Origin of the sequence: Phytoactinopolyspora halophila (assembly GCF_003287285.1) — a bacterium.
Lineage (GTDB): Bacteria > Actinomycetota > Actinomycetes > Jiangellales > Jiangellaceae > Phytoactinopolyspora_A > Phytoactinopolyspora_A halophila.
Genome location: NZ_QMIG01000049.1, coordinates 1 through 17,170 on the forward strand (window position 1 = coordinate 1; position 17,170 = coordinate 17,170).

Consider the following 17,170-nt stretch of genomic DNA (forward strand, 5'->3'; position numbering starts at 1 on the left):
CAAGAACGACTTCATCACGCTTTTGACGTACATTGAAACCGTAGGCGAGGCACCCACCGACGAGCTGCACGACCTGTTCGCCCAACTCGGACCCGAGGCAGAGGAGGCCTACATGACCACCGCAGACATGCTCCGCGCCGAAGGCGAAGCCCGCGGCGAAGCCCGCGGGCGCACCGAAGCACTCGTGCAGCTACTCACCCTCAAATTCGGCCCCCTACCCCAAAGCACACTCGACACCGTGCACACCGCCACCATCGACCAACTCGAAACCTGGACCACCCGCGTCCTCACCGCCCACACACTCGACGAAGTCCTGCACTGAACCACCCGTCCGTACGCGTCCGACGGCCGCGACTGCGCAGAGCGAACCACCCAGAGCCTTCCGCCCGTCGTTGACCACGGTTCATCAGCCCATCGCCGACATCGCCTCACATCGCGTAATCACCGGCCATCGTGCACACGATAATGTTCGTCATCGCCGGTGACCGGAGGCGTCTCTGAGAGTTCGGTCACCATGTCATCCACCAACTCTCACGCAACGGTAGAGTTGGTCGCCGGTTGGCGTTGGTGCGGAGACGCATGCTCGACTCCCCGACGCCACCAAGCCACCAAGCCACCGACCGTGGGGAGCCGTGCGCCGTGTCCGAGCCTGAGCTACGTGCCGAAATCGACCACCACGACCGCGTCCGGGACGCCGTCGCAGCCATGCGGCAATCGACCATAGCGCGGCTGGACAAGTTCGAGGCCGATTTCATCGAAAGCACGCGGAACCTGTACGCGGAAGACGTCGGGCCCGACCACAACCTGGGCCATGCCATGGCGAGGCGCGGTGAAGAGCGCCTGCGCGAGCTCGCCGAGCGTGACGTCCCGATCTTCTTCGGGCGGCTGTGGTTCGACTCGGGTGTCGATTACCACGTGGGCCGGCTGCACGTGGCCCATGAGGACGACCGCTCTCACCCGCTGGTCGTGGACTGGCGCGCCCCGGTGGCCGAGTGCTTCTACCGTGCGTCGGTCCACACTCCGATGGAGGTCACCCGGCGGCGTCGCTTCGGCTTCAAAGGCAACACCCTCACCGGCTTCGAGGACGAGGATCTTCGCCTGGGTCAGGGCGGCGGTTCCGAGGCGCTCGCCACGGAGATCGAACGGCCACGCACCGGGCCGATGCGGGACATCGTGGCCACGATCCAGCCCGAGCAGGACGAACTGATTCGTCGTGGCCTGGATACGACCCTGTGCGTGCAGGGAGCACCGGGCACCGGCAAGACGGCAGTCGGGCTGCATCGAGCGGCCTGGTTAATCTACTCCTACCCCGATAGGTTCGAGCGCAGCGGCATGCTCGTCGTCGGCCCCAACGAGAACTTCCTCACCTACATCGCCGAGGTCCTGCCCGCACTCGGTGAGCGATCTGTCTGGCAAGTGACGGTCGACCGCCTCACCGGAGCCGCCGACGCGCCGGGACGCGACGACCACGGGGCCGCCCTCGTCAAGCACGACGCACGCATGGCCGAGGTGTGCACCCGGGCCGTCTGGAACCACCTGGGATACGTCGGGAAACCGCTGGTCGCAACCCATAAGGGAATCCGCTGGACGCTCAGCGTCAACTATCTCACCACGACAATCGACAGGATTCGTGCCACACGGCACACGTGGGAGGCCGGGCGCAAGTCCCTTGAGCAGGCCGTCATGCACGGTTTCATGCGCCAGTTCGAGTCGCGCACGCAGAAAACGCCGGACGCCGAGTGGAAAGCGGCGATGAAACGTGACCCCAACGTCAAGGAGTTCTTCGATGCCGTCTGGCCCCGTCTGACCGCGAAGAAGGTGTTCCGCAAGCTGACCACGGACGAGGCGTTCCGGTCCGAGGTCTGCGCGGGGCTGCTCACCGCTGACGAGATCGAACTCCTGCGCGCCGGGAAAGGAGCCAAGCACTCTGCCGCCGACATCCTGCTGCTCGACGAGATCCAGGCCCAGCTCCGGCCGCTCCCGCCAGAACAGACGTATGCCCACATCGTCGTCGACGAGGCACAGGACCTCTCGCCGATGCAATGCCGCGCTGTCGCACGGCGCAACAAGGCCCGTTCGCTCACCGTTCTCGGAGACCTCGCACAGGGAACCACCCCCTGGGCTGCCAGGGACTGGCACATCCAGATGGCTCACCTCGGTCACGATGCCGCCGAGCACACCGAGCTGACCACCGGGTACCGGGTCCCCGCGGAGATCGTCGAGCTCGGTAACCGCCTACTACCCCACCTCGACGTCACCGTCTCCGCCGCCCGGTCCATACGGTCGGGCGGCGCCGTCGACGTGAACCGGGCGGACGACGTGGTCACCGCGACGGCTGACGCGGTCGAGCGTGCGCTGCTGGAAGACGGACTGGTCGGGGTCATCGCTCCCGACAACATCCTCGATGCCGTCCAGGCGATCCTGCCTGCCGGCGATCGTGTCGAACTCGTCGCGTCGGCACTTGCCAAGGGCCTGGAATATGACCACGTCGTCCTGGTCGAACCCGCCGACGTCGTGATGGCGATCAGCGGGGGCGTGTCCCGCCCCGACGTGGGGCTGCGACACCTCTACGTGGCGCTGACCCGCGCGGTGTCGCGGCTGACCATCGTGCACGCCCAGCCGCTGCCACCCGAACTCGGCAACATTGGCGCCATGGCCACCCAGGCGGCCGCATGGCATTGATCCCCTCGAAGGAAGCATCCGGCGCCAGCCGGGAGTGGATCCCGTCCCAGCCGGCCGGATCGGGTATGCCGGAGGCTACTCGACGAGGGGGTCCCAGACTCTGTCGAAGCCGAAGCTGTCGAAGTCCTTGACGTTACGGGTCGCGAACTCTTCGACCCCGTGATGGCGCAACGTGTAGCCGATGCGGGCCTCGAACAGCTTGCGACGGGCCACGCCGGGTCTCGCAGCGTAGGCCCAGACGTCGCCCATCACGGGAGCGTTGTCAAGCAGGGCCCAGCGTGGATTGTTGCGGAAGCCCTGACAGATCTCAGCAGCTTCCGGCCCATCGAGCGGATGTTGCACGATCGCCGGGTTTCGCATGAGCTGATACAGCTCGACCAGGACCAGCTCACATATCGCCACGTCATCGCGGCTCGCGTATTCCGCCAGGAACGCGGATGCTGCGGCATGCTCCGCACAATCCTGGTTTTGCGCGTAGAGGAGGATATTGGTATCGATCGAGATCATCAGGGTGCCGGCGGCCCCTCGTTCGCGATCTCCCGCCACTGCTCGACAGGAGCGCGAATACTCCCGAGGCGGCGTGGGGCGGGCGGATGCCAGCGTGCGCCGGCATCCGCACGGCGTGGATAGATCCGCACCATGTACTCCAGCCCGCGACGAATCACGTCGGCCAGCGTGCTCTCTTGCTCCTCCGCGAGCCGGCGAGCCTCGCGGTGTAGCTCGTCGGGAAGCTGAACCTGCGTACGAATCATGAGCCAATTTTACATCTACATCAATTCCACAACCATCGTTCACCACGGCGTCGGCTGGAGACGGGCTCGTCACTGGCCGCCAGTATCGTGCGCACTGCCGGTGCGAGCTCGTCGGGAGCAAATCCCCGCGCACGGCCCGGTCATCTCAGACCCGGACGCGGTTCAGCGCGCGGGTGCCGATCAACGCACCGGCGACGCCGAACGCGAACGCAACCCCGAAGCCGAGAGCCACCGCTGGATCGGCGACATCTCCGACGAACAGGGAACGCTGCGCCTCCACCACGTGTGCGAGTGGATTGATCCTGGACACCGCGTACAGCCAGTCCGGCGCGAGGTCCATCGGGAGCAGCGCACCCGAGGTGACGATGACCGGCGTGTAGAAGATCGTCACCATACCCCAGAACGCGTACGCGTTCGTCAAAGCCAGACCTGCGGCCAACGACACCACGCCGAGAGCCCCGGCGAGCACCGCAAGCTGCGCCACCGCCACGGCGAAGCCGACCGGAAACACGTCCAGACCGAACGGGATGGTGATCGCCATGACGACGACGGTCTGCACCGCTACGATCACCACCACCCGCAGTACCCGGCCGAGCAGCATTGCCAGCCGGCTGACCGGCGTCACGAGCATCCTCTCCAACGCGCCGGCCTGCCTCTCTTCCTGGATTCCCGAGCCGATGAACGCGCTGGTGGAGAAGGTCATGACGACGAGAATGCCGGGCACGAACCACTGTGTCGTGTCACCGCTGGGCAGCCCTTCCACCCCGCCGAGTCCAGCAACCAGCGGGCCGAACAGGACGAGCAGCAGCAACGGGTCGACCAGAGATTCGACGAACGGCCACGGCGTGCGTATCTTCGATCGGACCTCGCGGGTGAAGACCGTCGCGGTGGACGTCACCATGTTCATCTGTTCTCCTCCTTTTCGTGGAATGCCACCGATGGATCTTCCGGGCGGCAGGTCATTCGTCGTCACGCAGGCTCCGCCCGGTCAGGGTGAGAAAGACGTCGTCGAGCGTGGGTCGCTGCACGTTCGTCCCGCGCAGCGTCAGTCCGGGCCCGTCGAGGGCGCGTACTAGCTCCGGCATCACCGCGTCGCCACGCTCGGTCCGGAACCTCACCACGTCACCCCGAGATTCGATCTCGTGCGCGGTCGGTATCCGGCTCACCACCTCGGCCGCCGCGTCGACGCTCTCCGGTTCCGCCAGCGTCACCGTGACGAGATCACCCGAGACCTTCGATTTCAGCTGGTCGGGAGTTCCGTCGGCGATGATCTGGCCGTGATCGATGACGATCACGCGTTCGGCCACGGCGTCGGCCTCGTCCAGGTAGTGCGTCGTGAGGACGACGGTGATGTCCTGCTCTTCGCGCAACCACCTGATGTGGTCGAGCAGGTTGGCCCTGCTCTGCGGATCGAGCCCGGTGGTCGGCTCGTCCAGGAACACGAGCCCGGGACGGTGGATCAGCCCCATCGCCACATCGAGTCGCCTGCGCTGCCCACCGGACAACCGGGCGACATCCCGGCTTGCCTGCTCGGCCAGATCCAGCTGTTCGAGCAGCTCGCTGGTGCGGGCCCACGACGTCCGCCGGTCGAGCCCGTAGAACCGCCCCTGCGTGTACAGCTCTTCGCGAACCTGGAGACCGTCCATGGACCCGTTCCCCTGGCCGATGTGACCGATGCGCTTGCGCACCTCCTGTGGCTCGCGGCGGACGTCGTGGCCGGCGACGATCGCCGTACCGTCGCTGGGCGGCAGCAGTGTTGTGAGCATGCGCAAGGTGGTGCTCTTGCCGGCTCCGTTGGGTCCCAGAAAGGCGACCACCTCTCCGGGCGCGACGTCGATGTCGACGCCGCGCACCGCCTCGACGGTCTCGTGCTTCAGCGAGAAGCGGCGAACCAGGTTCCGGGCATTGATCATTTGTTGTTCCTCCTCGGATCCGGACTGGTGATCAGGCTGGGTAGGGACGTTCGGCGCGGGCCTCACGCAATGCGCGTGCCCACCACTCGAGCTGCGTCAGCATCCGCTCCGTGGCGACCAGGTTGGCGTCGGTGTCCCTGGGCACCCCGTCGTCGACGGTCCCGCTGTCGAAGAGGTCGAAGCTGACGACGTCGGGAACCGCCACCATGTGCAGCGAGCCGAACACGAGCCGCAGCTGTTCAACGGCCCGCAGGCCCCGGCCGGAGAACCCGTACGCGACGAATCCGACCGGTTTGGCGAACCACTCGTCACAGCCGCTGTCGATCGCTTGCTTGAGCGCGGCGGGATACCCGTGGTTGTACTCCGGTGTCACGACGACGACGGCGTCGGCCTCCCCGATCCGTGCGGCGAGCTCGGCCTCCGTCTCCGTCGAGCCGGACGGACCGTGGAACGGCAGGGTGAACTCGGCCAGATCGACGAGGTCGACCGCCAGCGTGGTACGACGCCGGGCGTGGCCGGCGAACCAGTGGGCGACGGCGTCGCCGGCGCGACCTTTCCTCGTGCTGCCGACGATGACCGCCGTTCGGACTGGAATCCGGGTCGAGTGCGCCGCCGTTCTATCGTTGAGGACTCGATCGCTTCTGGTCGCGTTCATGACTGCCTCCGGTGTCGGATGCCTGTCACCCTGAGGGCGCTGGGTCGCGTCTCGCGGCCGCTGGATCACATCCAGCACGGAGGCAGCGGAACCGGCCGGGAACGGAGCCCACAGCCGGAGCAGCGGCACGCCTAGGAGAGAGGAAGCAGTGACGACAACGCTGATCGGACGGGATGGCCCGGCCACACGGCTGCGCGCGGAGATGGACCGTACTGCCAGCCACGGCGGGCTGGTCTTCGTCACCGGCGAGGCGGGCGTCGGCAAGACTGCCCTGGTCACGCGGATGCTCGACGAAGCGGACCGGGAAGGAAACGTCGTGGCCAGCGGCGCTGCGTGGGACCGTGAAGGCGCGCCCGGATACTGGCCCTGGGTGCAGGTGGTGCGCAGGCTGGCACGCGAGCTGGACGGCGACGAGTGGCAGCGCGCCGCCGACGCCGCCGGCGCCGGTCTCTCGTTCCTCCTCGGCGAGATCACCGAACCCCCGCCGGTCGACGACCTCGACGACGCCACTTTCTGGATGTACGACGCCGTGACCACGCTCCTGGTCACCATCGCCCGCGACCGGCCGTTGATCATCGCTCTCGAGGATCTGCACTGGGCCGATGCGTCGACGCTGCATCTACTCGAGTTCGTCGTCCGGCACACCTGGTTCGAGCGGTTGCTCGTCGTCGGGACGTATCGCGACGTCGAGGTGGAAACACCCGGCCACCCGCTTCAGAAGCTGCTGCGACCGCTGGAGATGAAGGCGACGACCATCACCCTGACCGGCCTGGACGTGGCCGACGTCGGCGCACTCATCAGCCAGGTCACCGGCCTGGAGACGGACCACGAGATCGTCACGGCCGTGCACCGGCGGACCGGTGGCAACCCGCTCTACATCGAGCAGCTCGCCCGGCTGTGGCACGTCGGCAACCCGGTCGACATCGTGCCGCCAGGAATCCGCGACGCGCTCCATCGCCACCTCGAACGCTTGCCGACGCCGCTGCTCTCCGCCCTGACCGATGCCGCCGTCATCGGTCCCGAGTTTCATCGGCACCTGCTGGCCGCCGTGACTGGTAGAACGGGAGCCGAGATCCACCAGTTGCTCCAGCAGGCGGCCCTCACCCGGCTGGTGCTTCCCCTGGAGGCCGGGCGGTTCCGGTTCGCGCACGACCTGGTACGCGAGATCCTCTACGAGTCGACCGGCCCGGAGCAGCGCCGGCGCACGCATGCCGCCGTCGCCCGTGCACTGCACAACGCCGGGGACGACGGCGTCGCGCCGGCGCACCTGGCGCACCACGCCTACCTCGCGGTCCCCGACATCGCCCCGGCCGACGCCATACAGCACCTGCTCGCTGCCGGGCGCGAGGCGTCGTGCCGGCTCGCCGCCGACGAGGCAGAGACCCACTACCGCCGTGCCCTCGAACTGGTGCCGGACGATTCGCCGGGCGACCGCGCGTCGATCATGCTGCGCCTGGCTGATCAGGAGCGCCGCGCCGGCAGTCCGGAAGCCGCGCGCCGCACCCTCGTCACTGCGGCAGAACTCGCCGAACGAGACGGAGACCTCCTGAACCGGATCAGGACCGCGCTCGACGAGCTGTCGGGACCCGCCAGCCAGGCCGAAGCGGGGGATGACGCCGCCGTGAACAGCTTCCGGTTCGACGGGGCCGTGTGGACGCTGAGCTTCGCCGGCCGCACGATCCACATGCCGGACGCGAAAGGGCTGCATGACCTGCACACCCTCCTGAGCCGACCGGGAACCGACGTGCCGGTGGTGGACCTGCTCACCGCCCGCAGCGGCGACGACGCACGATCCGCACGACGGTTCGGCGGTGACGACGTGCTCGACGACACCGCGAAGGAGCAATACCGCCAGCGGCTGAGCCAACTGGACGAGGAGATCGACCTAGCACTCGACCGGCGCGACGACGAGCGGGCGGCGCAGCTGGACCGAGAACGCACGGCCCTTCTCGACCAGCTGCGGCAAGCGGCCGGGCTCGGCGGACGTACCCGCTCTCTGGGCGACGAGGCGGAACGCTCGCGCAAGACGGTCACCGCGCGGATCCGGGATGTCCTGCGGCGTCTCGACGAGCGGCACCCGGAACTCGCCGCTCACCTGCGCACCACCGTGTCGACCGGTATCGCCTGCCGCTACGATCCCCCCGCTGACGGCGCGTCCTGGGATCTGTAACCCGTCTGCGCGGACGCTTCCGCTGCTGGACCACGTTTCCCGCCACGATCAGTGTCCGCCCCGCCGATGGGCGCCGGCACGATTCGACATACGTGATCGCACGCGAGGGATTGCGCCTGTCAGTCCTCTTTCGGTGGAGTGAGGAAGCTGCATCGAACACCGGAAGCCTTGGTCAGCTTTCGATCGAGCGTCGCCATCGACGTGTCCAGGTACTCCGCGAGAGCCACGTACCAGGCGTCGTAACACGTGACGTTGTCACGCAACTCCCACACACGTGTGCCGAACGGCTCGTAGGAAAAGTACACCACTGACAACGCCAGCAGATCAGCGTGCACCAGCGACGCCGCATCACCCGTTATCTGCCCCGACTGCGCCGCACGTCGCAGAATGTTCGCCGCCTCGACCGGCATCAAGTGCGGAGCAGCCAAATCATCGGACTCCAACGTCCGGTCCGCCCACGTGCCCACCGGCCCGCTGTCGACCAGGGCGGCGACCACGAACGAAGCGTCTACCACGATCGTCACCGGCGATCGGCTTCCCGGTGCTCGAGGATGGCGTCAGTCGACAATCGGCTGCCCGTGCGCTGCTTGCGGTCACGAATTTGCGAGAGCAGTGTCTCGGCATCAGGACGTCGGGTCAACTCAACGAGCTGCAGGCGCACGTATTCCTGCAGCGAACGGCCGGTCTGAGCCGCACGCGCGGCCAACTCATCCCGTGTCTCGTCCGGCACATCCCGGATGGTGATCGATGTCGCCATAGCATCATTATGCTGCTATGGCATGCAAACTACAATCGCTGTTCCTACCTCTTGTTGACGCCGCGCCTGACCCAACCGATGAGCGCCGTGGCAACGAACAGGACAACTCCGATCACGCCGAGCCACAAGAGGCCTTCAAGCGCGAACCCGACGATTGAGAGGACCAGCCAGATGGCGAGCAGCACGAGCACGAGTGTCAACATTCTTCGAGACTATGCGATAACCGTCGAAACCGTCTCGGTTATGGATCAACGAATCAGATCGCTGCCGTCGTCTGCCGGACCAGATCGCCCTCAGCTCCTATCGAACCGCTGAAGTCGCAGTTCAAGCGTCATGGCGGTGGCTGGCTGCGGAAGGTGCGGCGGTACGTGTCAGGGGGCACGCCGACGACGCGATTGAAGTGCCGGCGCAGTGTTGTGGCGGTGCCCATGCCCGCAGCCGCCGCGATGGCGTCGACGCTGTCATCAGTGGTCTCCATAAGCTCCTGGGCGCGGCGGATCCGCTGTGTTTGCAGCCATTGCAGCGGGGTGGTGCCGGTCGCCGATCTGAAGTGGCGCCCCAGGTGACGCGAGCTCATGTTCGCTTGTCGGGCGAGGTCCTCCACGGTCAGCGGATGGTCCAGCCGTGCCAACACCCACGGGATCAGCTCGGCGAGGGGGTGGTTGTCGAGGGCCGGCATCGGTGTGGTGACAAACTGCGCCTGGCCTCCGGCCCGGTGCGGCGGCACGACCAAGCGGCGGGCGACCGTGTTGGCGATCGCCGAACCGTGGTCGGAGCGAACCAGATGCAGGCACAGGTCAATCGCGGCAGCCTTGCCGGCGGAGGTGAGCACGCTGCCGTTGTCGACATAGAGCACGTCCGGGTCGACCTTGACGCGGGGATGGCGGGCGGCCAGCGCCTCGGTATGGGCCCAGTGCGTGGTCGCGCGCCGCCCGTCCAACAGGCCCGCGGCGGCCAGCACGAACGCACCCGTGCAGAGGGACACCACTCGCGCGCCCGCATCGTGGGCCGCGCGTACCGCGTCGATCAGGTCGGCGGGAGGGTCCTCCTCGACGTCGGCCCATGCGGGGACGATCACCGTGTCGGAGCATGCCAGCTCATCGAGCCTGCGGTCCGGTTCGAGGTGGAACCGGCCGACCCGCATGGCGCCCGAGCCGCAGACTGTGACGTCATACCAGGAATCGGTCACGCCAGACAGGTCGGCACTGAAGACCTCGTACGCCATGGCCAGCTCGAAGTGCAACATCCCATCGGTGACCGCCAGCGCTACAGTGGGCATGTCCGAAATTGTATGCATCAAGGCGTTTCAGACACTGGCACTCGGTAGGCCGCACTCGTCACGATGTCCACCGTGGATCATTCGCGCAGGGCGGGAGAGCTGATGGAAACGGGTCACACGGTGGCGGTGTTCGGCGCCTACGGACATACCGGGCGGTTCGTCGCCGCCGAGCTGCGAGACCGCGGATTCGTCCCGCTTCTCTCCGGCCGCGACGCGGACAAGCTACAGGCACTCGCGGCGTCCCACCCCGACAGCGACGTCCGCCCGGCGTCGATCGACGACCCGCACTCCCTCGATCGCGCTTTGAAGGGCGCAGCAGCCGTGATCAACTGTGCCGGGCCTTTCACCGTGACCGCTGCCCCGATGATCGAGTCGGCGCTGCGCGCCGGCATCCCGTATGTGGACGTGGCGGCTGAGATCGAGGCCAACATCGATACGTTCACACACTTCGCGGATCGCGCCGGCGGTGCGGGCACAGCGGTGGTTCCCGCGATGGCCTTCTATGGCGGCCTCAGTGACCTGCTGGTCACCACCGCGATGGGCACCTGGACGGCGGCCGACGAAGTCCACATCGCCTACGGGCTGAGCAGTTGGCACCCCACGGCGGGGACCCGAGCCGCTGGCAAGATCTCCCGGCAGCGACGCGACGGCCGGCGTATCCGCTACACCCACGGACAGTTGGAATACCGCGACGACGACCCGCCGACGCTCGAGTGGCCCTTCCCCGCCCCGATGGGCCCTCGAACCGTCATCGGCGAGTTCACGATGACCGACGTCGTCACCGTCCCGAGCCATCTGTCCGTCCCCGAGGTGCGCACGTACATGACGCTGGACGCCGCCAAGGACGTCTCCACACCGGACACGCCGGCACCAACCGCCATCGACGCACGCGGCCGGTCCGCACAGACTTTCCTTGTCGATGTGATCGTGCGCTCCGGTGGTACGGAACGACGCATTTCCGCGAGCGGCCAGGACATCTATGCCGTGAGCGCACCGCTCGCGGTGGAGGCCGTCCACCGCGTTCTCACCGGGCAGACGAGAACGGCCGGCGTCGCCTCCGCCGGCAAGATCTTCGACGCACCCGATTTCCTCCACGCCCTGTCCGCGCACATCTCGCTCGAACCGCACCGCGAGTGACCACTGAGAGGTGCGATCACACGGAGAAGACGGACACCTTTTCCGGCCGCACGCGGACGATCAGCCGCGTCACGTCATCGGGCTCCGCGGGTGGGTCCTCGCCCAGATACCTGTGCGAGAGTTCGGCGAGCAGTGTCCCTATCCTCTACTAGTTCGGCGGTGCCGCGAATCGCCACCGAATGGTAAGGGTTTTCGATATCGAAGACCGCAACGCTAATCCGCGGATCCCTCCGCAGGTTTCGAACCTTCCGCTTGTCCCCGATGACGGAAAACAGGATGGTGTCAGCGTCGCGCCGATACCACACCACCGATGTCTGTGGCCCGCCATCCGGATTCAGAGTTGAGACCGTGGCGAAGTTCCGGCCATCCAAGAGCCTGCGGGTGGCGTCGTCAAAGGTCGTTGCCATACGGCCAACGTACGCTAGGGCACGCTCCGTTTCCACGTCGAGCCTGGCAGCAAGAACACGAACGCTGCAGGGCAGCGGCCAACGGCCGGCCGAATGCGCCTGTGACGCCGGCAACAAGAATTACGAGACCTCGCCACCGCCGTGGACATCACCGAACGCCTCCACCATCGGCAGTCGCCGACGGGCGCCGCGATCGCATCGCCCTCCCGGGTGTGCGCCTTCTCGCGCACGCGCAACGTGTCGATTTCGGCCTGGTACGTGGCACGGTCGACGATCTCGCGAAGCGGGTACGTCGTGTGTTCGTCGTTCATCGTTCACGCTCCACTGTTCAGGCACTGGATCCGTTGGCTTCAGTAGATTGACCAGCCCGACGCCCGAGACTCGTCGTCCCCTCGTACGGACCCCAGGGAATCCCGCACCTGGGATCAGGGACCAAACAGGTGATTTCCCCGAAGCGCCAAGCCACCTGCACGCGGCAAGCTGAAGACATGAGAAAACTTATCCGCCCCCGCGACGGCCGGATGCTCGCCGGAGTGTGCGCCGCCGTCGCCAGCTATTTCAAGATCGACCCCACCGTGGTTCGTTTGGGCGCGGTGGTGCTCGCAATCTGCACCTTGGGAACGGCGGTGCTGGCATATGCGGCCGGCTGGCTGTTGATCCCGGAAGAGCAAGACGACTACGTGGCGTGGAACGCCTGACTGCTGATCCAGGTGCCCAAGAACGGCGCTGCGGCCTTCACATCTGCTTCACGTCGCCGTCTGGACTCTTCTCGGCGCGTCTCCGTGCCGAGCTCGGGAGCTCCAACACGGCGTGGATTCCAGTGCCACGGACGGCCGCCGGAACATCGTAGCCCCGCTCCCAGAGCCGCTTGACGAAGACCTTCCAGCACAGCCACATGAAGCCGACGAAGAGGGCGCCGCCGATGCTGGTCCGCACGAGCACCTCGACCCAGCCTGCGTCAGAGATGTCGTTCCCCTGAACGTATTCGGGACCTCCCCATGACGGATCGAAGGGGGCCTGGGCATCGAACCGGGCGTACAGGAACCAGGCGATCATGCGGCCCAGGCCGTAGAACATCAGGCCCTGGTACAGGAGCAGGAGCCCACGCTCCGGCAGCCGGAACGTGCGGTGCAGCCACCCCCACACGTACGGGTCGGCCGGGATCACGATCTCCCGGAAGTACGACGGGGTGAGCGCGCGCCAAGCGAAGATCACAGTGACCAGCAGCCAGAACAGGTCCCACACCCCGCCCAGGCTGCTGTAGTAAGCAGCGGCGTCGCCGTAGCGGCCTTCCACAGCAGCGTGCTTCCACATGCTGATCGTGATCGGCTCGGTCGAGAACGGGAAGAAGATCATGACGCCGGCGGTATCGGCGACGTCGGTCAGGACGTGGGCCCAATGGCCGATCAGCACGCCGAGTGCCCATCCCCGACTTCGGGTGATCGCAAGGATCGCCACCGCAAACACGACACCGAATAACAGCGAGTGCGAGAACCCGACACCAGGCCAGCCCCGGTGGAACGCTGCGGGATCGTCGGCGGTGTACACGAACGCCTTGGTAAACATGTCGGGCAACTGGGTGCCCAATACCACACCGATGAAAGACGCTTTGGTGCCGATGTGCTTCTGGATGAAGTAGTTCTCGAACTCGTGCGCTGCCCAGCTCACTCGACCAACCTCGTCCGCGCCTTCGTGACGATCCCACGTATGACGGTGGGGATGATGTACAGCATGACCAGGAGGAACAGCGGGCCCATGATCCAGTTCAACAGCACGGACTTAGTGAAATACCCGATGGTGACGTAGACGACCAGCGCTATCACGTACCAGCTGGCCGGAATCCCATCCTTGCGTCGTGCACCGGAATCGTGTTCAGACAACGCCACCGGCCTGCGCTGTCGCCATGTACACAACCGTCCGATGCTCGCAGTCGACAGCCGAATCGGCTGCTTGGGCAGCTGTGGGTGACGCTCCCGGCACCTGCTCCGGATCCGGGTCCAGTCCCGCGGGGACGTTCGCGTTTACCCGGTAGGTGCGACGAGGACGGCTGCAGGAACCAACGTGCGAATGCTGCTCCCTCGGTTCTGTAGACCCGTTGCGGGCAACAACTGCGCCCAGCGCTCGCTGGGCGAGGACCGCGTCCACTACGGTCATGCCTGCCATGCACATGGCGTGCGCCCCCAGCCTGCTATCACGATCATTTCTACCATCCGACCAGGATGGCGGCCGATTTCCCAGCGTGTCGCCGTCCCTCAAGGCGGCACGTGACCCGCGACCGGCATAATACTCTCACCGCCAGCTGATCGCACGGGCACTCGCACCCCCAAGTGAACAGCTCACGGGGCTGGCATTCTGAATGTCTGGACTGGCTCGGTCATGGGCCCACCTGGGTATTCTGGCCGGCCACGAGCTGCCATCCCTCGCCGCCCTGGGCGACGATGTAGGTCGGGCGTCCCTGGGGGATCTCGTCCAGAGTATTGCTGTCTTCGGTGATCGGCAGGTCGGCGAGCTGACCTGCGGATCTCTTGAGAGATCAGGTTACCCGGGTTCGGCGACGCGGAGCTCGGCAGCGGTGGCCAGGAAACGTCCGATGTCGGCGGCCTCGGCCTCCAACCCGGGAAGCGTGTCGTCCGGCAGCGGCGATCACCTGCCGCGGCCCACAGCTACCGGCTGCATGACCGCCTTCAGTGGAACAAACCCCCGGGGTCACGCCACGTCTCGAACGGTGACCGAAAGGTAGAGTCATGTCCAAGCTGACAATTCGGTCGCTTCGCCGGTCAACCGTTGCCACGGCTCAGGACCTCCGGGGTGACGGCACCGCCTCAGTGCGCCCCTCACCCGCACAATGATTGTGAGGTGTCCATTGTCGCCGGTCCCCCACACGCTCGGCTCATCGCCCGTCTTGGTGAATTCACCGCTGGACATCGACGACCTCGAACGCGCCGCCGCGCCGATGCAGATCTCTCTCGACCCGGCCACGCGCGAGCGTGTAGCCACGTGCCGCGAGTTCGTCCGTACTGGTCTGGAGGACGGCCGGCCGATCTATGGATCGACCACCGGATTTGGCCCGCTCGTCACCTTCGGCGGGCGGGCGAACAGCGCCGAACAGTGTGAGAACGTCCTGGCCCATCTCACCGCCGGGCAGGGCGCCGACCTCGAACCGCGGATGGTGCGGGCGGCCATGCTCGCGCGGCTATGGTCGCTGTGCAAGGCCCGCTCGGGCGTCTCCCTCGCCGTGGTGGACAGCCTCGCCGACGCACTGCGTACCGACTTCACCCCCGCGGTCCCCCGGACCGGCTCGCTTGGCGCCAGCGGAGATCTCATCCCGCTCGCCTACATCGCCCGCGCCCTTCGGGGTGACGGGCACGCTTACCACGACGGGGTACGCGTTCCAGCCACGGACGGACTCCGCAGATACGGGCTCGGTCCCGTGGAGCTCGATGGCCGCGACGCCTTGGCAATGGTCAACGGCACCTCCGTGACGGCAGCGGCCGCGGGGCTCGCCGCGGCCTCGCTGAGGCGCTCGCGCTCCGTCGCGCTCGCCCTGACGGCACTGCTCGCCGACGTGCTGGGCTGTTCCCCCGCGTTCCTCGATCCGAACTTGCTGGCGTCGTTCGGGCACCGGCACGTGGCCGGGGCCGGCCAAATACTGCGGGGCCGTCTCGACGGCTTAGAACCGTCCGGGCACCGGCCATTGCAGGAGCCGTACAGCATCCGGTGCACGCCGCAGCTGGTCGGGGCGGCGTCGTCGGCGCTGGACTATGCCTGCGAGGTTATCCGGGACGACATCAACGGCATCAGTGACAACCCGTTGTTCTTCCCCGAGCACGACCTGGTGACGCATGGCGGGAACTTCTTCGGGCAGCCGGTGGCCTTCGCCGCCGACCTTCTCTCGTTGGTCGCGACACAGCTCGGCAACCTGGCCGAGCGGCAGATCGACCTGATGATCGACCCTCACCGCAACGGGAATCTTGCGCCCATGCTCAGTGCCGCACCAGGCGAGCAGCACGGTATGCAGGGTGTCCAGGTCGCGGCGACGGCCATCGTGGCGACGATGCGCCGGTCCGCGCCTTCGGCCTCCGCCCAGAGCCTGCCGACCAATCTGCATAACCAGGACGTCGTCCCTCTGGGCACCCTGGCCGCCTTGAACGCGCTGGACATGGCCGGCAACCTGCGGCTGTTGCTCGGCTCGCTCGCGGTGACATTGCGCCAGGCGGTGTACGTCGGTGCCCGCCGTCCCACCGCTCCCGCATGCTCCGATCTCCTCGACCAGCTTTCCGAGGCCATCCCGCCGGTCGATCCGGACCGGCCACTGGACGAGGACGTCCGGCACGCGGCCGATCTGCTCGACCAGCTCGGCCATGCACACCTGACAGGTAACACCGAGGGGAGCGAGATATGAGCGGCGCTGGTTCCCACCACCTGGGCACTGTCTCGTCGTACCCCGACCATCGGTGCCGGCGGGTTCCCGCGGCGTCGATACCGGGTCAGGTCGACGACCTCGTGCTGACCATGCCCGGCGAACCATTCTCGCCGTGCTCGGGAGAACCGGGCGGGGCAGCGGCCTGCGACCAGCCCATCGACGCCGACCTGTGCCTATTGCACGACGCCGCACGAGGCGCGTGCCCGACGCTCTTGTCACCTCCGTCCGATCTGAACGAGCGGACACGCTACAGGTGGCTGGTGGGGCATCACGCGGTCGTGGCCATCTGGCAGTCGCAGACCCGGCTGCTGCGGCTGCTCGCCAACGCCACCAGGCCGACACCCGGCGCCGTCCGGGCGGTGGCACGGCTCTACGACACGTACTCCCTGCTCTTCCTGTATGCCGGAAGCTGCTCGGCGCGGCGATACGCCGACACGGTGCGCGCTGACATGTACGCCCACCATCCGGCGTTCAGCGGCCAGTGGGGCCGCGACTACGAGCCGATCCCTCAGTTGCTGCGTCGGTTGCGTCGCACGCATTCCGCGTCATTTCTCGCCCCGCTCGTCGACGCGGCGAAGCTGAACCATCGCGTGCACGTGGCCATCGCCAACAAGCTGGTTCCGGCGGGCGGATCGCTGCTCCGAGACGCCGGGCGCAAGCCGGGAGACGGCCCCAGCGACCACGAACGCGATCTCTTCGATAGCTTCTTCCGCATTCGGCGAGGTCCGTCGTGCCAGCGCGCGTATATCGCACAGACCATCCGCAGGATCGCCCACGTGGCGCACGACATCTGCGAGCACGGCGTGAACGATCCGGACAGCTCCGAGGTGGAGCTCTCCACCTCGGACGCCAGGGCCGTCCAGCACATCGAGGAGAACGCGACACGCGTTCTCCTGCACGGTGCTGAGATCGTGACCTCACTCGACTACCACGCCGTGACGATCTGGCGGCAACCCGCGCTGGCCCGAGCCACGGCATGAGGAGGAGGAGCTGGT

At 66.8% G+C, this 17,170-nt stretch carries 17 protein-coding genes and 3 pseudogenes; 7 read left to right on the top strand and 13 right to left on the bottom strand.

What is annotated here, in order from left to right:
* Window positions 1-322, top strand: a pseudogene (locus tag DPM12_RS23360) (Rpn family recombination-promoting nuclease/putative transposase); the annotation flags it as partial.
* Window positions 323-639: 317 nt separating this feature from the next.
* A complete protein-coding gene (locus DPM12_RS22050; protein WP_211659238.1) occupies window positions 640-2,682 on the top strand; it encodes a HelD family protein in 2,043 nt (680 codons plus the stop codon).
* A gap of 75 nt (window positions 2,683-2,757) precedes the next feature.
* Here the strand turns inward: DPM12_RS22050 and DPM12_RS22055 are convergent, their stop codons facing one another.
* The 5 genes from DPM12_RS22055 to DPM12_RS22075 all read right to left on the bottom strand — a co-directional run bounded on the left by DPM12_RS22055 (window position 2,758) and on the right by DPM12_RS22075 (window position 6,002).
* On the bottom strand, window positions 2,758-3,189 hold the full coding sequence (locus tag DPM12_RS22055; protein WP_112260509.1) for a TA system VapC family ribonuclease toxin: 432 nt from the start codon (window positions 3,187-3,189) through the stop codon (window positions 2,758-2,760).
* The gene (locus DPM12_RS22060; protein ID WP_112260510.1) at window positions 3,189-3,434 is read right to left on the bottom strand and encodes an antitoxin; all 246 of its coding nucleotides are present in this window, start codon (window positions 3,432-3,434) and stop codon (window positions 3,189-3,191) included. The genes DPM12_RS22055 and DPM12_RS22060 overlap by 1 nt, the downstream gene beginning before the upstream one ends.
* Before the next feature lie 145 nt (window positions 3,435-3,579).
* Window positions 3,580-4,341, bottom strand: coding sequence for an ABC transporter permease (locus DPM12_RS22065; protein WP_112260511.1), 762 nt, complete (start codon window positions 4,339-4,341; stop codon window positions 3,580-3,582).
* Window positions 4,342-4,393: 52 nt separating this feature from the next.
* The gene (locus DPM12_RS22070) at window positions 4,394-5,347 is read right to left on the bottom strand and encodes an ATP-binding cassette domain-containing protein (protein WP_112260512.1); all 954 of its coding nucleotides are present in this window, start codon (window positions 5,345-5,347) and stop codon (window positions 4,394-4,396) included.
* A gap of 31 nt (window positions 5,348-5,378) precedes the next feature.
* Entirely contained in the window at window positions 5,379-6,002 is a 624-nt protein-coding gene (locus DPM12_RS22075) for an NADPH-dependent FMN reductase (protein ID WP_112260532.1), read from the bottom strand.
* 148 nt (window positions 6,003-6,150) lie between these two features.
* On the opposite strand from DPM12_RS22075, the gene DPM12_RS22080 reads away from it, so the two are divergent.
* On the top strand, window positions 6,151-8,172 hold the full coding sequence (locus DPM12_RS22080) for an ATP-binding protein (RefSeq protein ID WP_112260513.1): 2,022 nt from the start codon (window positions 6,151-6,153) through the stop codon (window positions 8,170-8,172).
* A 119-nt stretch (window positions 8,173-8,291) separates the two neighbouring features.
* Here the strand turns inward: DPM12_RS22080 and DPM12_RS22085 are convergent, their stop codons facing one another.
* The 4 genes from DPM12_RS22085 to DPM12_RS22095 all read right to left on the bottom strand — a co-directional run bounded on the left by DPM12_RS22085 (window position 8,292) and on the right by DPM12_RS22095 (window position 10,208).
* Entirely contained in the window at window positions 8,292-8,687 is a 396-nt protein-coding gene (locus DPM12_RS22085) for a type II toxin-antitoxin system VapC family toxin (RefSeq protein WP_211659240.1), read from the bottom strand.
* Between the two features lie 5 nt (window positions 8,688-8,692).
* Window positions 8,693-8,929 carry a FitA-like ribbon-helix-helix domain-containing protein gene (locus tag DPM12_RS22090; RefSeq protein WP_112260515.1) on the bottom strand — a complete coding sequence of 79 codons (237 nt, stop codon included), beginning with the start codon at window positions 8,927-8,929 and terminating at the stop codon, window positions 8,693-8,695.
* 44 nt (window positions 8,930-8,973) lie between these two features.
* On the bottom strand, window positions 8,974-9,132 hold the full coding sequence (locus tag DPM12_RS23470) for a DUF4175 domain-containing protein (RefSeq protein WP_146751946.1): 159 nt from the start codon (window positions 9,130-9,132) through the stop codon (window positions 8,974-8,976).
* Window positions 9,133-9,260: 128 nt separating this feature from the next.
* On the bottom strand, window positions 9,261-10,208 hold the full coding sequence (locus DPM12_RS22095; protein ID WP_112260516.1) for a helix-turn-helix domain-containing protein: 948 nt from the start codon (window positions 10,206-10,208) through the stop codon (window positions 9,261-9,263).
* A gap of 102 nt (window positions 10,209-10,310) precedes the next feature.
* Between DPM12_RS22095 and DPM12_RS22100 the strand changes: the two genes are divergently transcribed.
* The gene (locus DPM12_RS22100) at window positions 10,311-11,345 is read left to right on the top strand and encodes a saccharopine dehydrogenase family protein (RefSeq protein WP_112260533.1); all 1,035 of its coding nucleotides are present in this window, start codon (window positions 10,311-10,313) and stop codon (window positions 11,343-11,345) included.
* 16 nt (window positions 11,346-11,361) lie between these two features.
* Here the strand turns inward: DPM12_RS22100 and DPM12_RS24410 are convergent.
* Both DPM12_RS24410 and DPM12_RS24415 read right to left on the bottom strand, forming a co-directional pair.
* Window positions 11,362-11,752 (bottom strand): annotated as a pseudogene (locus tag DPM12_RS24410) (PPOX class F420-dependent oxidoreductase).
* Window positions 11,753-11,911: 159 nt separating this feature from the next.
* Window positions 11,912-12,063 (bottom strand): annotated as a pseudogene (locus tag DPM12_RS24415) (DUF899 family protein); the annotation flags it as partial.
* A 177-nt stretch (window positions 12,064-12,240) separates the two neighbouring features.
* Here DPM12_RS24415 and DPM12_RS22115 point away from each other — a divergent pair.
* On the top strand, window positions 12,241-12,450 hold the full coding sequence (locus DPM12_RS22115; RefSeq protein WP_112260517.1) for a PspC domain-containing protein: 210 nt from the start codon (window positions 12,241-12,243) through the stop codon (window positions 12,448-12,450).
* Window positions 12,451-12,487: 37 nt separating this feature from the next.
* Here the strand turns inward: DPM12_RS22115 and DPM12_RS22120 are convergent, their stop codons facing one another.
* Window positions 12,488-13,420, bottom strand: a complete 933-nt coding sequence (locus DPM12_RS22120) for a metal-dependent hydrolase (protein WP_112260518.1) — start codon at window positions 13,418-13,420, stop codon at window positions 12,488-12,490.
* On the bottom strand, window positions 13,417-13,638 hold the full coding sequence (locus DPM12_RS22125) for a hypothetical protein (RefSeq protein ID WP_112260519.1): 222 nt from the start codon (window positions 13,636-13,638) through the stop codon (window positions 13,417-13,419). The genes DPM12_RS22120 and DPM12_RS22125 overlap by 4 nt, the downstream gene beginning before the upstream one ends.
* Window positions 13,639-14,597: 959 nt before the next feature.
* On the opposite strand from DPM12_RS22125, the gene DPM12_RS22130 reads away from it, so the two are divergent.
* Together DPM12_RS22130 and DPM12_RS22135 are read left to right on the top strand one after the other, a co-directional pair.
* Entirely contained in the window at window positions 14,598-16,154 is a 1,557-nt protein-coding gene (locus DPM12_RS22130) for an HAL/PAL/TAL family ammonia-lyase (protein WP_112260520.1), read from the top strand.
* The gene (locus DPM12_RS22135; RefSeq protein WP_112260521.1) at window positions 16,151-17,155 is read left to right on the top strand and encodes a hypothetical protein; all 1,005 of its coding nucleotides are present in this window, start codon (window positions 16,151-16,153) and stop codon (window positions 17,153-17,155) included. Before DPM12_RS22130 ends, DPM12_RS22135 begins: the two co-directional genes overlap by 4 nt.
* The last annotated feature ends 15 nt before the right edge of the window (window positions 17,156-17,170 follow it).

Coding starts and splice junctions, on each gene's coding strand:
- DPM12_RS22055 (WP_112260509.1), bottom strand. CDS start 3,189: ATGATCTCGATCGATACCAATATCCTCCTCTACGCGCAAAACCAGGAT.
- DPM12_RS22065 (WP_112260511.1), bottom strand. CDS start 4,341: ATGAACATGGTGACGTCCACCGCGACGGTCTTCACCCGCGAGGTCCGA.
- DPM12_RS22130 (WP_112260520.1), top strand. CDS start 14,598: ATGATTGTGAGGTGTCCATTGTCGCCGGTCCCCCACACGCTCGGCTCA.
- DPM12_RS22070 (WP_112260512.1), bottom strand. CDS start 5,347: ATGATCAATGCCCGGAACCTGGTTCGCCGCTTCTCGCTGAAGCACGAG.
- DPM12_RS22100 (WP_112260533.1), top strand. CDS start 10,311: ATGGAAACGGGTCACACGGTGGCGGTGTTCGGCGCCTACGGACATACC.
- DPM12_RS22115 (WP_112260517.1), top strand. CDS start 12,241: ATGAGAAAACTTATCCGCCCCCGCGACGGCCGGATGCTCGCCGGAGTG.
- DPM12_RS22090 (WP_112260515.1), bottom strand. CDS start 8,929: ATGGCGACATCGATCACCATCCGGGATGTGCCGGACGAGACACGGGAT.
- DPM12_RS22075 (WP_112260532.1), bottom strand. CDS start 6,002: ATGAACGCGACCAGAAGCGATCGAGTCCTCAACGATAGAACGGCGGCG.
- DPM12_RS23470 (WP_146751946.1), bottom strand. CDS start 9,132: ATGTTGACACTCGTGCTCGTGCTGCTCGCCATCTGGCTGGTCCTCTCA.
- DPM12_RS22060 (WP_112260510.1), bottom strand. CDS start 3,434: ATGATTCGTACGCAGGTTCAGCTTCCCGACGAGCTACACCGCGAGGCT.
- DPM12_RS22135 (WP_112260521.1), top strand. CDS start 16,151: ATGAGCGGCGCTGGTTCCCACCACCTGGGCACTGTCTCGTCGTACCCC.
- DPM12_RS22095 (WP_112260516.1), bottom strand. CDS start 10,208: ATGCCCACTGTAGCGCTGGCGGTCACCGATGGGATGTTGCACTTCGAG.